Annotated in this window: 18 protein-coding genes; 1 reads left to right on the top strand and 17 read right to left on the bottom strand. The window is 62.5% G+C overall.

What is annotated here, in order from left to right; translation table 11 throughout:
• Positions 1-72: 72 nt before the first annotated feature.
• From ACIP02_RS22565 to ACIP02_RS22500, 14 genes are all read right to left on the bottom strand, one after another.
• Entirely contained in the window at positions 73-495 is a 423-nt protein-coding gene (locus tag ACIP02_RS22565; RefSeq protein WP_400620819.1) for a hypothetical protein, read from the bottom strand.
• Positions 496-687: 192 nt separating this feature from the next.
• A complete protein-coding gene (locus ACIP02_RS22560; protein WP_400620817.1) occupies positions 688-1416 on the bottom strand; it encodes a TIGR03747 family integrating conjugative element membrane protein in 729 nt (242 codons plus the stop codon).
• Between the two features lie 24 nt (positions 1417-1440).
• On the bottom strand, positions 1441-3567 hold the full coding sequence (traD, locus tag ACIP02_RS22555) for a type IV conjugative transfer system coupling protein TraD (RefSeq protein WP_400620813.1): 2127 nt from the start codon (positions 3565-3567) through the stop codon (positions 1441-1443).
• A 9-nt stretch (positions 3568-3576) separates the two neighbouring features.
• Positions 3577-3996, bottom strand: coding sequence for an integrating conjugative element protein (locus ACIP02_RS22550; RefSeq protein WP_400620810.1), 420 nt, complete (start codon positions 3994-3996; stop codon positions 3577-3579).
• On the bottom strand, positions 3993-4547 hold the full coding sequence (locus ACIP02_RS22545; protein ID WP_400620807.1) for a transglycosylase: 555 nt from the start codon (positions 4545-4547) through the stop codon (positions 3993-3995). Before ACIP02_RS22545 ends, ACIP02_RS22550 begins: the two co-directional genes overlap by 4 nt.
• Positions 4529-5203, bottom strand: a complete 675-nt coding sequence (locus ACIP02_RS22540; RefSeq protein WP_400620831.1) for a TIGR03759 family integrating conjugative element protein — start codon at positions 5201-5203, stop codon at positions 4529-4531. The genes ACIP02_RS22545 and ACIP02_RS22540 overlap by 19 nt, the downstream gene beginning before the upstream one ends.
• A gap of 56 nt (positions 5204-5259) precedes the next feature.
• Entirely contained in the window at positions 5260-5931 is a 672-nt protein-coding gene (locus ACIP02_RS22535; RefSeq protein WP_400620804.1) for a hypothetical protein, read from the bottom strand.
• On the bottom strand, positions 5928-6437 hold the full coding sequence (locus ACIP02_RS22530) for a PilL N-terminal domain-containing protein (RefSeq protein ID WP_400620801.1): 510 nt from the start codon (positions 6435-6437) through the stop codon (positions 5928-5930). Before ACIP02_RS22530 ends, ACIP02_RS22535 begins: the two co-directional genes overlap by 4 nt.
• 130 nt (positions 6438-6567) lie before the next feature.
• Complete coding sequence (locus tag ACIP02_RS22525; RefSeq protein ID WP_400620799.1) at positions 6568-7284, bottom strand: hypothetical protein; 717 nt, start codon at positions 7282-7284, stop codon at positions 6568-6570.
• Between the two features lie 66 nt (positions 7285-7350).
• Positions 7351-7845, bottom strand: a complete 495-nt coding sequence (locus tag ACIP02_RS22520; protein WP_400620796.1) for a JAB domain-containing protein — start codon at positions 7843-7845, stop codon at positions 7351-7353.
• 66 nt (positions 7846-7911) lie between these two features.
• Positions 7912-8169 (bottom strand): hypothetical protein, encoded by a 258-nt coding sequence (locus ACIP02_RS22515; RefSeq protein ID WP_400620793.1) that lies wholly within the window; start codon positions 8167-8169, stop codon positions 7912-7914.
• Between the two features lie 67 nt (positions 8170-8236).
• Positions 8237-8791, bottom strand: a complete 555-nt coding sequence (locus ACIP02_RS22510) for an STY4534 family ICE replication protein (protein ID WP_400620790.1) — start codon at positions 8789-8791, stop codon at positions 8237-8239.
• A 752-nt stretch (positions 8792-9543) separates the two neighbouring features.
• The gene (locus ACIP02_RS22505) at positions 9544-11517 is read right to left on the bottom strand and encodes a DNA topoisomerase III (RefSeq protein WP_400620787.1); all 1974 of its coding nucleotides are present in this window, start codon (positions 11515-11517) and stop codon (positions 9544-9546) included.
• 125 nt (positions 11518-11642) lie between these two features.
• On the bottom strand, positions 11643-11987 hold the full coding sequence (locus tag ACIP02_RS22500; RefSeq protein ID WP_400620784.1) for a helix-turn-helix domain-containing protein: 345 nt from the start codon (positions 11985-11987) through the stop codon (positions 11643-11645).
• A gap of 137 nt (positions 11988-12124) precedes the next feature.
• On the opposite strand from ACIP02_RS22500, the gene ACIP02_RS22495 reads away from it, so the two are divergent.
• Entirely contained in the window at positions 12125-12352 is a 228-nt protein-coding gene (locus tag ACIP02_RS22495; RefSeq protein ID WP_400620781.1) for a hypothetical protein, read from the top strand.
• Between the two features lie 94 nt (positions 12353-12446).
• Here ACIP02_RS22495 and ACIP02_RS22490 read toward each other — a convergent pair whose 3' ends face one another.
• From ACIP02_RS22490 to ACIP02_RS22480, 3 genes are read right to left on the bottom strand one after another with little or no spacing between them, the layout of a single operon-like run.
• Positions 12447-12884, bottom strand: coding sequence for a single-stranded DNA-binding protein (locus ACIP02_RS22490; RefSeq protein WP_400620779.1), 438 nt, complete (start codon positions 12882-12884; stop codon positions 12447-12449).
• Positions 12881-13390: a DUF3158 family protein gene (locus tag ACIP02_RS22485; RefSeq protein ID WP_400620776.1), complete on the bottom strand. Its 510-nt coding sequence runs from the start codon at positions 13388-13390 to the stop codon at positions 12881-12883. The genes ACIP02_RS22490 and ACIP02_RS22485 overlap by 4 nt, the downstream gene beginning before the upstream one ends.
• Complete coding sequence (locus tag ACIP02_RS22480) at positions 13387-14142, bottom strand: PFL_4669 family integrating conjugative element protein (protein ID WP_400620773.1); 756 nt, start codon at positions 14140-14142, stop codon at positions 13387-13389. Before ACIP02_RS22480 ends, ACIP02_RS22485 begins: the two co-directional genes overlap by 4 nt.
• Positions 14143-14203: the final 61 nt, after the last annotated feature.

The following is a 14203-nucleotide window of genomic DNA, read 5'->3' as shown; positions in this document are numbered from 1 at the left end:
CCGACACAGCAGTGCTATGCAGCTGTCTCCAATAGAGTATGAGAAACGCTATTTCCTGAGCTTGGAGAGTGTCTAGGAAACCAGGGGCGATTCAGGGCTTAAGATCGATAGATTCCAGCTTCTGGCTTCTATTTCTTTATTCTTTGCGTGTTTTAGTAACTTGTTGTCTGAGATTTCTGGGGTTACAAAACACCAGTTTTTAATCAGGGTGCCACCAAGGCGTGAAACTAGTTCTGCTTCGTTTAATTTTAACTTGCTTATGTCTTTGGTGATTTTGTTACGCTGCTTGATATACAGCCTATCGGGATTGTAGTGTTTGTCTGGGCAGTAGCATTGAAATGCTATGCCGCTTGCTACATAGCCTTCAATACCAAAATCACCTGGAGAAGTAGGCATCTCGAAATAGCCTTCTCCTCCATGCCTATCCTTGAAAATTCGCTGTAAAAGCGACTCCCAAGACTTCCCGTCAAATAGGCCGAACCTAGATTGGAACATCTGGTTTTGACTCCATTCCTTTGCGCTTCCTGGCCCAGTAAGTTTCTGGGACGATGTGGTAATGGCAGGATACTCATAAGCCCGAGCTTGCGCTAGCAATTGGCTACTATGCGGTGAGTGTAGGCAGAGAGCAACGCGGTAGGTCCAGGCGACCGGTACGGTCGTAGTGAGCCGAGCTCGCACAACCAACTGTCAAAGGTATTTTTTGAACGTGGTAGTAGTAATGCCGACCATGCAACCGAGCAGTGTGGCACACGGCAGCAGCACCCAGATGGGATTGATGGACCACGGCAGTGAGAGGTAGATCACCCACGGGCTGATCATCAACGGTAGCAACGTCCGCCGCGCTCGGTGATAGACAAAGCTGCTTTCGCGGTCTGCGCTGAACTTGCGAAGGTCGCGACGCATCAACCCATCGACCGCGCCGGTGATAACGGCCACCAGGAATAGGGGCATCGCCAGGGTGAGGACGGCCAGGCGCACGACGAAGGTAAAAACGGTGAATAAGGCGGCCAATAGGTAGTCCTGCATCACCACATAGGCTTGAGCAAACTGTCCCTGCACCGACATTTCGTGACTTAGGAGCTTCAGCTGAGTGTCAGATTGTGCCCAGCCGGAGCGGACCACGACCCATTCACTCAGGTGCTGAAGGACCTCTGCGGTGGCTTGCGCGGGCTCCTCCACGAGCAGCGAGTTTTTGAAGTGATCGCTGAGCCATCCCAGCTCACTGAGCCACATGGCATGGCTGTGATGCCAGCCCTGGTCGGGCCAGAACCACAGTATGCCCATGAACTCCAGGACGATGGAGAAGATCAGCGAAGCGAACAGCAGACCGAGCATTCGCAGGCAAAGCTCGAGCGTGCCCAAGATGAATCCCGGACGTCGTTGCGCAGGAGGTGGGCTGGCAGGAGAGGTCGTCATAGGGTCTCCGCAGTACTCGGTCGCTTATGGCGCGTGCCTGCGCCCTGGTGGAGGCATCTCGGGATCGAAATCGGCCGTGGGTGCGCCTCCCTCGTTACTCCACCAACGACCCGCATTGGCGTTGTACGATTCGCGCATGCGCGCAGCCAGGGTCTGCAGATCCGCAGGCATCGCATCGTCGCTGGCGGGCTTCGGTAGTGGCATGCGCACCTTCCACAGCTGGCCGCCTTCCTGGAACGAGAACATCTGCCCCTTGGGCAAGGCGATAATGTGCGCCGGTTCGATCAGCGGTACCGCAGTGGTGGTGACGCGATCCTGTGAGGACGAAGTGAAGTCGGTATGGGCATCAGGATCGGCGGTGTCCGTCGCCCCGGAGACCAAGGTGCGTGTCTGCACGTTGACCTTTGGCAACTGGTTAGTCAGCAGTTCCGCCGTCGCGGTTTCTCGCACGCGTAGCATCTGCAGGGTGTTGAAGTTGCCGATGACTTGACCAGCCTTGGCCCGGTTGCCAATACGTGCCTCGATGTCGCTCAAGGTCTGGGTATAGGCCGTGACCTGAATACCGGCACCGCCGCCCTTGTTGATCAGCGGGATGAACTCATCGCCCATCAGCTCGTTGAACTCGTCGGCGTGCAGGTTGATCGGCACCTTGTCCGCGGCGCTGGAGGAACCGGGCAAGCCGTGATCGATACCGTGCTTGTAGATGTGGCCGGCAACGGAGACCAGGTCGGCGAACATCGAGTTGCCGACGGCGGCGGCCACTTCGGCATCCGACAACGCGTCCAGGCCAACATAGACGATGCCGCGTTTGCGGATGACCTGTAGCCAGTCGAAGATTGGCCGCGGATCGTCCAGGTCGGAATAGTTCGGGGCCAGCAGCCGCGCGGTCTTGCCGCTGGTGAGCTTTTCCAACAGTGGCAACAATGAGGCGACGATCTTGTCGAAGTAGGTGCGGTCGTAGCGCACGGCCGAGCGCAGGCCGTCCATGACGGGGTCGAAAATACGTTTGGCGGTCAGGTACTGCTCAATGGCAACGACGCGCTTTTCCCGGCCAACCATGTGCCGCGGGAGGTTCTTCTCGTTCAAGCGGCCTTCGATCTGCACGATCGCTTCCCAGGCCTGCGGATCATGGCGGGCGAAGAAGTGCTGGGCATACTCAATGAACAGCGCGTCGATGTTCACCACATGGCGCTGGATCTGTAGGTAGTCCGGGCGCCGGCCGAGCTCGATCAGCGCTCGGGCGATGATGTTGACGAAGCGCCAGGCGAACTCGCGGAAGGCCGCCGAGTTGCCTTCACCACTCAACTGGCCGGCGATTCGGGTGGCTACCTCCGAAATGCGGCCGAAGCGGCCGATAGCGTTGTAGCGTGCGGAGATCTCCGGCCAGCCCAGGTGAAATACATAGAATTCATGCTCACGGCCGGCGCGACGAGCCTCGACGTACATGCGCTTGAGCAGGTCGGCATCGCCCTTGGGGTCGAAGACGATGACCACTTCCCGGCTCGGTCGGTGGATGTCCTGAGTGATGTACACCTCGGCCAGGCGCGTCTTGCCCACCCGTGTAGTGCCCAGCACCAGGGTATGTCCCACCCGTTCGCCGAGCGGCAGGATGGCTTCCTGTTCCTTCGGCTCGACGCCGTGCAGCAGTGGCGAGCCACCCACCGGCGGTAGCGGACGCACGGGGTTGAACGGGCTGTCCCAGGCGGTCAGACGAGGCAGCAGCGACAGCCCTGGCGGGGCCTTCTCCAGCAGCTGTTCCAGCCGTCGCGCCCACTGGTGGGCAGCCGACTGGTTGACATAGTAGGCCAGCGCCGGGTCCTGAGCTTCGAGCAGCCGCTGCGTGTGTAGGCGCGTCCAGCGAAAGCCGCGGCCCATGAACAGGCGCTTGCTGCTTACCGGGATCTGCCGGCTGGTCAGCGAGTATCGGGGCAGGCGGCGGATATTGCGCCGGTAGCGCAGGACGATCCGCGCCTCGTTGAGCCGTTTCAGGCCGAACGCGGTGTACGCCAGCGCCATACCTGCCCCTACCTCGGGCGACAGTGCCACGGCCCAGGGCGAATGCAGGCACAGCGCACCGGCGCCGGCGCAGATACCCACGGTGTACAGTTCCACCGCAGGTCGCAGCAGGGATTCCATCGCATGCTCGCCCATTAGGTGTCCTCACTGTTCCAGACCGGTGGGCGTGATCAGTACCGGGTAGTGGTCCAGCTCCAACCGCTCGGCGATGTCGTCACCACTGACTGGCCAGATATTCAGCCCAGGCGCTGCCGTCTGGATGCGACGCAGCGCCCGCACGTCGTCGACCTCGACCGCCAACCCATTGGCACCTAGCTCTTGTAGCGCCTGGGCGTGCTGCGACAGCCACTCCAGGGAAGCAGCGTCCTGCCCAACCAGAAATAGCGGCGTCATGCTGGGAAGGCGCAATGCCCTGGGCGGCACGATTCCGGGCAAGAGGCGAGCGCTGCGCACCGGCAGCACCCAGTTCAGCGTGGTGGAGGCGGGCAGACTGCTGGACTCAGCGCTAGCGGCAAACGACAGCCAGGGGCAGAGGGCCAGGGCCACCGAGCGCAAGCAGCTCATGGCAGTGACCCTCCTGGGGCAGCCGCGATTGACTGGACGCGTTGCCAATGACGGCTGAATTGCCGGCGATAGCGCGCCGCAGGATCACCACCGGCAGGCCGGTGATAGCGGCCGGCGGCGACAACCCAGTCACCGGTGTCGGCATAGTGCGCGCGCAACAGCTCGGCGGTGACTGCGAGGTTGGTGCGGGGATCGAGGGCATCGCAGGCGCTGGGGTAACGGTCCGGGTGATAACCTAGGTTGGTTTGTCCAAGCCCGACATCAATGCGCTTGGGATCGTGGCGGCTGAGCGCCTCCCTCAGTGCGGCACACGCCTCATCGCGCCGGGCAAACCGCAGTGATGATCCAGCGACATTCAAGGTCCACGGCCAGGGCATGAGCTGCCCGCGCAGCGGAGTGCCACTTTCTTGCAGGGCAATGGCGAACAGCACCGACGCGGGAATGCCGGCGTGCGCGGCCGCCAATTGATAGGCCGGCGGCGGCAGTGTGCCTGCGTGAACGCTGGTCGCCCCGACCATCGCCAGGGCGAGAATCAGTCGATGCGCTGCCATTTTCCGTCCACCTGCTGATAGCGGGCTGGCAGGGGCCGGCTGGCACCCAACGCAAACCAGCGGCCGCGGTCATGGTTCAAGGTGACCTGGCCTCCGCTGACCTGGGCGGCAGTGACGCCTGCGCTCTGCGCCCATTGGCGCAGGCGCGCGTCGTTGCCTTGGCTGCCGACCAGGTACACATCCAGCCGCGCACCGGCCTGCAGCCACTGTCGGAGGCTGGTCACGCAGGCGGCGCATTTGTCTTCCAAGAACAGCGCCGTGCGGCTGCTGCTCAAGGGGCCGGCATCGTCGCTCATCCCCTGCACAGGCTGCAGACCCGGAAACAGCCGCGCCCAGGCCGCGGAGTAGGCTTTCTGATAGGCCAGTTCGCGCTCGGCACGCTTGGCCTCCAGACGGACCTGCAGCTCGGCGTAGCGCTGCCGCTCCTGATCCGAATTGGCCTCGACACCCAGGGTGGTGAGCGGGTCAAGTTGCGGCGACCAGTAATGGCGGGGGCCGGTCTGCAGACGCTCAAAGGTGGCCCATTCGTCATCTGTCAGACCCCAGGCCTTGGCCTGGTCTGCTGCAGACGCCTGCCGTGCCAGCGGCGACTGCTCGCTAAACTGCACCTGAGCGTCGACATGCTTGGCGACACTCGAGCCCTGGTCGGCGAACACGTAAGCCGGCAACAGGATGAGCGCAACCGCTGAGTACCTATACAACGTTCATCTCCTCACGGGATGGGCAGGGTGCGATCGCCATGGCCCGGGACGTGGAACACGGCCCGGCCCTCGCGAATCGCCCGCAGTTGCCAGCCGTTCAAGCTGTCACCGGGCTGGAGCAGGTGCACGGTGGACAGTGCATGGGCGCCGGCAGGCAACGCGGTCACGAACCTGATGGTGCCGCGCGTCTCGATACCCTGCAGGGCGAAAGGCGGCTGCAGCGCCTTGGCTTTTGATTTTTCACGGTTGGAGGCAGATTGGGATGCGGCGGTAGCTTCTGGCACCTTAGGAGCGGTCGACAGCTTCTCGAGTGCCGCTTCCGCCACGCCCATGCGTTGTGCCAGAGAGCTCAGGTCGGCGCTGCTCGGTCCTGGCGGTACCGCTTGCAACACCTTGACGGACGTCGCCAACTCGTCGAGTTGCTGGCCGAGCATTGCCTGCGCACTGGTGTGCTGGTGCTGGAGGTCTTCCAGGGCCGCGACTCGAGGCTGCAGGGTGGTGAGCTTGGTGCGCAATTCACCGATGTCGCGACGCAGTGACGGGCCAGTGTCGGCCGGCGCATTGCGTGCGGCGGTCTGCAGTTCAGCCAGTTGCTGGTGCTGGTTGTAGCTTGCAGCCGCGAGGACGGCAGCACCCAGGCACAGGGCGCCGATCACCAAGGCCTGAAAATGGTGAACCTTCATGGTGCGGTCTCCAGTGTCGAGAAGGGTGGTTCGGGCGTGGGCAGGCGCAGGGCGTAGCACACGCTACGCTCGACTGGATCAATGTCGAGCCGCCAGGCGGGGCCGCCGATGATGGTCAAGGCATCCAGCAGCGAGATCGGCCCGAGGACGTGATGCACGGCCGGCAAGGGGCGGTGGAACAACCGCGCCACGGCAGGGTTATCGGGACAGAGGGAGTAGCCCGAGTGCTGCAGCACGTGGCGCAGTGCTTCACCGACCGTTGCGTGCAGCACAGGGGCGATCTGGACGTTGACCAGCTGATACAGCGGTTGGCGCTGCTCCAGCGTTGGCCGGGTGCTGGCCAGAGTGTAGCGGTCCTGTCGGACCCAGGCGGGTACCGGGGACTTTGGCTTGGCCACTGCGGTCGGGGCCGGTGCGGGTGGTGCAGGGGCGGGCGCCGGTGGCGGCGTGCTGCAGCCCAGCAACGTGAACATCAGTCCAAGCGAGAAAAACGTGGGGATGTGCATGACCAGGTCTCGACAAAAGATGCCGACACCTTGTCGAAAAGCCAGAGTGCACCCCCACTGAAAAATCGAAGTTCGCCGACCGGATTATGCTGGCGCAACCATGAAAAAGGCGCCCGGAGGCGCCTTGAGGTCAATCTTCGACAAACATGGGTAACTCGGAAAGCGGCGTTGCATCAGGGTCGAAGATCAGCAGGCGGGTGTCGGCCTCACCGGCCAGCAACAGCAGGCGCAGCAGCACCGGTGGCACGTGATCTGCGCGCAGACGTGCAGTCACTTCCTCGGTGCTGAAGTAGGTGCCGCCCGAGGTAATGTTTTTGAGCCAGGGCGTCGAGTACAGCTTGCAGCCCACCGCGTTGTTGCTACTCAGCACGAAACATTCGAAGAAGCCGGACGGTGAACGACACCAGGCGCACACCTGCAGAAACTCGAACTCTTCTGCAGGCAGGTGTGCGCTGTTGATCTCCCAACTGCGACTGTAATGCCCGGTGGCAAAGGACAGCTGCTCGATCAAGTGCTGTGCAGCTTCCTCGCTGGGGAGATCGCTGACGTGTCGCCGGCGGCCATGGTGCAGCCCTGTGACCTGGTAGAGCACCTGGCTGACGGTGCCGTCGGCAGGGCACCGCATGCGGACAAACTCGGGCACGCTTTCGCCGTCAGTAATCACCGCGAAGTCATCATCGAATAGGCACGGCTGGAAATTGATGCCGTCATCCGGCAGGTCATGTAGCGCAGGGTGAAGGGATCGGTAGCAGGGAGGGCAATCGTCGGCATAGCTGATCTGCACCACGCGTTCGTAGCTCAGGTCCTGGAAGCCGCGGAGGAAGGGATTGCGAAGAGGTGTGGACATGATGGCGCTCCAAAAAATGCGAAGGTCACCCCGTACAGGCGGTGACCCTCCAGATGGTGAGGATGGTCAGATCCAGCCGTAATCGGCCAACGACAGCGGTGTGCCTTCGCCCACGATGATGTGGTCCAGCACACGCACCTCAACCAAGGCCAATGCCTCGATCAGGCGAGCAGTGAGCACCCGATCGGCGCTGCTCGGCTCCGAGCAGCCGGAGGGGTGGTTGTGGCTGAAGATCACTGCAGCGGCGTTGTGCTCGAGTGCTTTGACGACGACCTGGCGCGGATACACGGAGGCGCCGTCGATGCTGCCGGTGAAGAGGATGTCGAAGCTCAGCACGCGGTGCTGTGAGTCCAGGCAGAGCAGCGCAAACACCTCATGGTGATAGGGCGCAAGCTGCAATTTCAGATAGGACGCTGCATCACACGGTGAGATCAGTTGCTCGCCGCGCTGGAAATATCGTTGATCCAGCAACTCCAGCGCTTCGCTCAGCAGCGCATCCTCGCGGGCACGCTGGGCCAGTGCAGAGTCGAGATGCTCGACCCGATTGTGGGCAGTGTTCATGGGCAATTCCTCGTGGGAGACGGAGCGCCCCCTGGGGGAGTGCCCCAGACTGGTGAGAGAGGTGAGTCACAGACGTGTAAAACGATGACGCGCGCCGTGCAGCGGGCTGTGGCAGCCCTCGCACGGGTGGGTGGAAAAGGCCTGAATGCCTGCGCCAGTGTGCGGATCGAAATCGGCGCTTATGGGCAGTAAGGCCTGCAGTTCGTTGCGCATAAGAGTGATGCGTTGTTCTACTTCAGCCTCGCTGTAGTAGAGCGACAGCGCGCTGAAGTCCTCGTAGGCAACGGCCTGCAGGCAGTCCTCACAGAGCCAGAAGCTTTCCATGGCGACCTCGGACGTGAATGAGCAACAGGCGCTCTTGGGAGCGCCTGTTGCTGGTGGTCAAACTGCCTCAGGCAGACTGATGGGCTGCGGTGGGTTTGCGCGCGGCGGTCGGGGTTGGCTGACCTTGATCGGAGTCACCGTCAGTGTCTGCCTTATCTCCATCCGTCTCCGCGTGCTCAGCACCCTCAGCACCCTCAGCAGCGGGGGCAGCGTCGGTGCGGGCGGGCGCACGGTAGCTGAACTGGCCATCGACCTTGATCCACTCGATGAAGATCAGTCGGCCTTTGAGGCTGGCGCCGGGTTGCCCCTTGCGTTCGCCTTTCTCGTACAGGAACGGATCGACCCAAAGATCGCCGATGCGAAACGCGATGAGTACCTTGCGTTCCGCGCGGACGTCTTCCAGGTGCTCACGGATCAGCCTATCGGCTTCGCCGCTGGCGACCTTGCAATCGAAGCGGGTGTACTCGACGTCATCCGAGGCACCGTGCAAGGCCGCGATGTCACAGGCCATGAACGCTTGTCCACGGCGGACCGGAACTTCGCGAACACGGTTCAGATAACCGATGCCTTGGGTGTGCAGGTTGAAGTAGGTGGTGGGGGCGTTATTGCTTGCAGTAGTCATGGTGGAGCTCCTGTTCAGCAGAAACGCGGATATCCACCGGCCCTGGCGGCTGGTGAGTTCCGCAAGGGAGAGGTGCAAAAACGTGATCGGTGTGGAGGGCGCTCATCATCGATGGGGCGATGACCGTGCGAGCTGCCGAGCGCGAGTCGCACTTGGGGAGAACCACCCGAAGCGGGCGCAGCCTTGAAGGTCCTGGCTGTCTGGGTGCTGTCAACGACAGCGGCGTGCAACTCATCTATAAAACGCTGCCAAAGGCGCGTCAACCGAGGATTGCAGGCGGTCTGAGGGAGCGGAAGTGGGTGGTTCTCAGTGGATTTTGGACGGCGAAAAAATAGCCCGACGGTCATCAGGCTAGGAGGAGAGGGACCACCTTTGACTCGTATCCGGGCAGCCAAGTCATCGCAAACCTCAAGCTGTCGTTCCGCGCAATCAACCGACCCTTGTCGTGGCCTGGATCGGAACCAACTGGCACGCATCCGCGCACAAAAGGTGCCCAGTCTTTCGCCGGCGGGCACCGGGGCTGAGCATCGTCGCCGAAGCGGATGACCCGTGCAGCCTGGTACAAGCTGCACGGGTCATCCGCCTAGAGGACTTGGAACGCTGAGAAGGCCTCCGAAGAAGCGGTGAGGGTGGCTCCGAACTCAATGAGTCTGACCGAACTGCCCGGAGCGAATCGGTCTGGGATCGCCAGGGGCGATGTGCAGTCCCACTACAGCAGCGCCGCCGGTCGACGTCAAGCGTTGGCGCCACCGCTACTTGGATCTGACCGGGCGCTTGCTCGTCTTCACGGGCTTCGTGCCCTTGCAGTCTGGGTAACGCGTGCACGACCAGAAGTCTCCGGTCCGGCCCTTGCGCTGGCGCATGGCACTGCGGCATTCCGGACAGCTTGGGCCCTTCGGGGCGGGCAGTGGCAGCGTGAGCGAGCGGTGGTTGTGCACCAGCTGAGTCAGCCATGCCGCCTGCTTGGCGAGGAAGGTATCGACGCTGAGCTGGCCTGACTCGATACGGTCCAGCGCCTGCTCCCAGAGAGCGGTCAGTACAGGATCGGCGACCTCTCGTGGTACGGCCTCGATCAGCGTGTGCGCGGCGGCGGATGCCGCCAGGCTGCGTCTTTTTTTCTGCAAGTACCCGTGATCGATTAAGCCTTGGATGATCGCCGCGCGGGTGGCTTCGGTACCAATGCCGATACTGTCCTTGAGCTTCTGCTTGAGCCGCGGATCGTCCACCTGGTTGGCAATGGTCTTCATCGCTTTGACCAGGGTGCCTTCGGAAAAGGCTTTCGGGGGTTGGGTCCGCTGAGCGGAGACAATGGCGTCCAGCACCGTGATGTCAGCTCCTTCGCGCAACGTGGGCAGCGGTTGGCTGGGTTCTGGCCGATCGCTGTCACCGAGCTCGTCGATCACGGCTTTCCAGCCGCGCACTTGGATTTGTTTGCCGCGGGCGATCAGACGGTCTTGACCTGCCTGCAGCAGCACTTGGCTCTTCAGGTATTCATGATCCGGGAGGAATTGGGCCAGGTAGCGGGCGCGGATCAGCGAGTAGACGGCGCGCTCCTGCTCGGACAACTGCGCCAGGTCGATGACCACCGCGGTGGGGATGATGCCGTGGTGGGCGGTGATCTTGGTCGTGTTCCAGGCGCGCGAACGTCGTGCTGGGTCAGCCGATTTCAACCACTGCGACAAGGCCGGCGACGCGGCGGCGAGGGCTCGGAGTACCTTGGGTACGTCATCCAGCATGCTTTCGGGCAGGAAGCCGCAGTCGGTTCGTGGGTAGGTTGTGGCCTTATGGTTCTCGTACAACGCCTGCGCTGCGGCCAGTGTTTCTTGAACGCCCAGGCCCAGTTTGGCGGAACAGACTTCCTGCAGGGTGCCCAAGTCAAAGGGCAGGGGCGGACCTTCGCGGACGGCCTCGATGTCGACGTTGCTGACCTGCGCCGAGGCTCGATGCTCCAGTCGTGCGGCGGCTTCCTGCGCGACGGTTTCAGTGATGCAATGACCGCTGTCATCGCAGGCGTTTGCAGGGGGCTGCCAACGTGCGCGAAAGCGCGTGCCGTCGGCCTCCAAGGTGGCTTCAACGGTCCAGAACGGTTTGGCGACAAAGCTGGCGATGGCGCGATCGCGCTCGACCACCAAGCGCAATGTCGGTGTCTGAACGCGGCCCACTGGCAGTATCCCGTCAAAACCGGCACGGCGGCCTAGCAGGGTGAACAGACGACTGAGGTTAATGCCGATCAGCCAGTCGGCGCGGGATCTCGCCAGCGCACAGTGATACAGCGGCAGGGTCTGCTCACCCGGACGAAGCGCGGCCAAGGCCCGGCGGATGGATGCCTCATCCAGGGCAGACAGCCACAAGCGCAGGATCGGTCCGCGGTAATGGCAACGCTCAATGATTTCGCGAGCGATCATCTCGCCTTCGCGATCGGCGTCTGTGGCGATTACCACCTCGGAGCATGACTGCAGCAGGCCCTGGATAACCTTCAACTGCTTGGCCACCTTCGGTTTGACGACGACTTGCCACTGCCCGGGGATGATGGGCAGGTCCTCTAAGGTCCAGCGCTTGTAACGGTCGCCATAGCTTTCCGGTGGCGCGGTCTCCAGCAGATGGCCAACGCACCAGGTCACCATCACTCCCGACCCCGCCAGGCGGCCGTCGCCGCGCCGCGTGGCTTGGAGCACGCGAGCGATATCGCGTGCTTGCGAAGGTTTTTCACAGATGAACAGACGCATGAGCAGGCACTCCCAGTCGGTTCACAACAGCGTGCCGGGGTGGGAAGGGGAGGCTAGCGGAAAGCCGAATGGGCGCTAATCACTTCAGCGATTGGCCGGAGGGGAACGTGATTGGAGTACGCGGATCAGCGCCGGGCGAGGTGTGTGGCCAGTTGCCGCAAGTTTTCCACGGCATACAGCCGATCGGCTTCATTCAGGTCTTGCAGCAGCTCAGCGATCACCAGCCCTTGATCGAGAGGCCGGCTGCTCGCGGCCAGCAACAGTTCGTCTGCCGTGCATTGGTAGATGTCCGCCAACCGCAGCAGCTTGCTTACTGACAGGTCGACCTGACCCCGCTCCATACGGGAAATGGCCTCGCTGGTTACGTGCAGCTGCACGCCCACTTCTTCCTGCGTCAGATTGCAGGCAGTGCGGACCTTGGCCAATTGGCGGCCAATATGATGGCGTAGGCTAGGCTTCTTCGCGGGCAATGGGGCGTTCTCCAATTCGACCCATATGGTTGACCATCAACCCGCGCATATGAACGCCTCATAAGGTTGACTATCAACCTTATGAGGCGTATCACCCCAATAAAGTGCAGTTGCCAACTCTCGTGGAGGGTAGGGACATGAACGAAAGCAAGGACGGTGGGGCCGAGGCTCTGCAGTTGAAGGCGTACCAGTTGTTGCTGGCCACGCACCTGGAGCCGGACAACCCTGACGCTCGCACCCGGCTTGAGGTATGGCTGCGCGAAAGTCCCGAACACTGGCGCGCGTTCCGCGCTTTGGATGAACATCTGGAGCAGGCCTCGTTGCTGCTGGCCCACAGCAGACTGGCCTCATCATCGCGCCACTGAGCGACCCCCGGCGGCGTGTCCCGCGCTCGGTGGGTGGCCGTGCTGAATCAGCTGCACGCTGGCTCGGCCAGTCCACCGAGTACCACAAGACACCCTACTTGCGTGGGCTCTTCTTGCTCGCGGGTTTACGACTAGTGCTGGCGCCGTCGCCTTTGCCGCCGTCCTGGTTCTTCCCGCGCATGGTCACTGACGCCAGACGGTGGGGCAGGATGCCAATGCGCCGGGCCTCGACCTTGAACGTCACCCGCGCGTTGTCCTCGCTGTCCTCCCACTCCTCTTTGACCGTACGGCCCTCGACCAGGATGCGCATGCCCTTCTGGAAGAGCGTGCTCCAGTGCTCGGCATCGCGGTGCCAGAGTTCGACCGGGGCCCAGTAACCGCCACGGTCCTCGTAGTTGCCGTCACGCGGTACAGGGTTGTCGAAATACACATTGAGCCGCAGCAGGCGACGCGGTTCTTCAGGGTTGGTGTTGAACTCCTGAAACTCGGGAACGCTGCCGATGTTGCCTTCGCCAACAAATAACGTGCTCATGGGATTGACTCCGGGTTGGGGGAAACGGAACTGCCGAGGGCGACCTCGGCGTCGAGTAACTGGTGGGCGGACGCCGAAGCCTGGCGGTGCAGTGAGTGCAGGCTGCTCATTTGTAGGTTCAGCACCACGCGGTTGACCTCCAACTGGTGCAGTGCCTCGCGCACGGTAGGTGCGAGGTGCGGCTGCTCCATCGCCTGCTTCCACACCTCGACGCCCATGCGACTGAAGTCACGGCTGCGCCAGCGCAGAAAATCCGTCCCGGCTGCGCTGTGCTGCACCACCAAACGCAGGTCCAGCAGCGAGAAGGGCGGCTGCGCCACGATCGCCAGCATGCCCGCCATCAACCCTGAGACCTGGGTACGCAGGCGCAGGATCGATTCGGCGAACTGCTGCAGCTCCCCCTTACCCTTAAAAGGCTTTAAAAGGCCTTTTAGGGAGGCACCCTGTTCGAGCTGACGATAGGCATCCGTTGAAAGGCGCCGCGCGATGGCTTCGGCCAGGGTCATACGTCACCGCCTTCCAACGCGGGCGGCGGGATCAGGGGCTCGTCGGCGATCTCAGCCGCTGCTGTGGCCAGACTTGCGTCCATCGTTTGGCGCAGAATGGGCGGGGCGAACCGAGAGCGGCGCGTGCCCTCGAGGACGTCTTGCGGGGGTAAGCCGAACTTTTCGACGGCCTCACGCGCCCGGGCGCTGTTGGCAGCCACGTCGTCGCGGCTGACGCCGGCCAGGCGGTAGCGCTGGGCCAGGCCGAAAACGCTGCGCAGCAGGTGCGCGCCGCGGTCGATCCAGATCTCCATGTCGCCACGGCCAACCAAGGCGGTGTGATGCGCCAGCAGTACCCGTCGCACCAACGTGTCGTAATCGGTCAGCAGGTAGACGGCGAGAAAGCCCAGCTGGCTGCCGATGAACAGCGGCAGGGTCACCGGATGGATATTGAGGTTGTCGCCGACATCGACCTGAGTGGGGAGATCGCGCTCCACCAGGCTGACCTGTTCGGTCAACGTCTGCAGATCAGTCTTCGCCTGCAGCAGCTTGTCTTCGAGTTGCAGCATGAACCAGTCGGCGAAGGGATCGTCCTGGCTGCTGGCCTGCTTGAGCAGGTTGGTCACGCTGATATAGCCGGCCATGCCAAGGATGCCATGAACGCCCTCGCGGGCGGCTCGTCCCTGCCACAGTCGAGCGGCATGGTGGGTGTGCAGGGTGAGCGTGATGCTGCTGCGCAATGAGCCCAGATTGAGCTGGTAGTGATCGACCATCGCCGGATCCTCGCCGTTGAAGTGAGGCAGACGATGAGCTGTGTCATCGCCCTCGGCGTGA

Origin of the sequence: Pseudomonas sp. NPDC089408, assembly GCF_044749445.1 — a bacterium.
GTDB lineage: Bacteria > Pseudomonadota > Gammaproteobacteria > Pseudomonadales > Pseudomonadaceae > Aquipseudomonas.
Note: the sequence above shows the minus strand (reverse complement) of the source record. Positions and strands in the feature narration are given on the sequence as shown.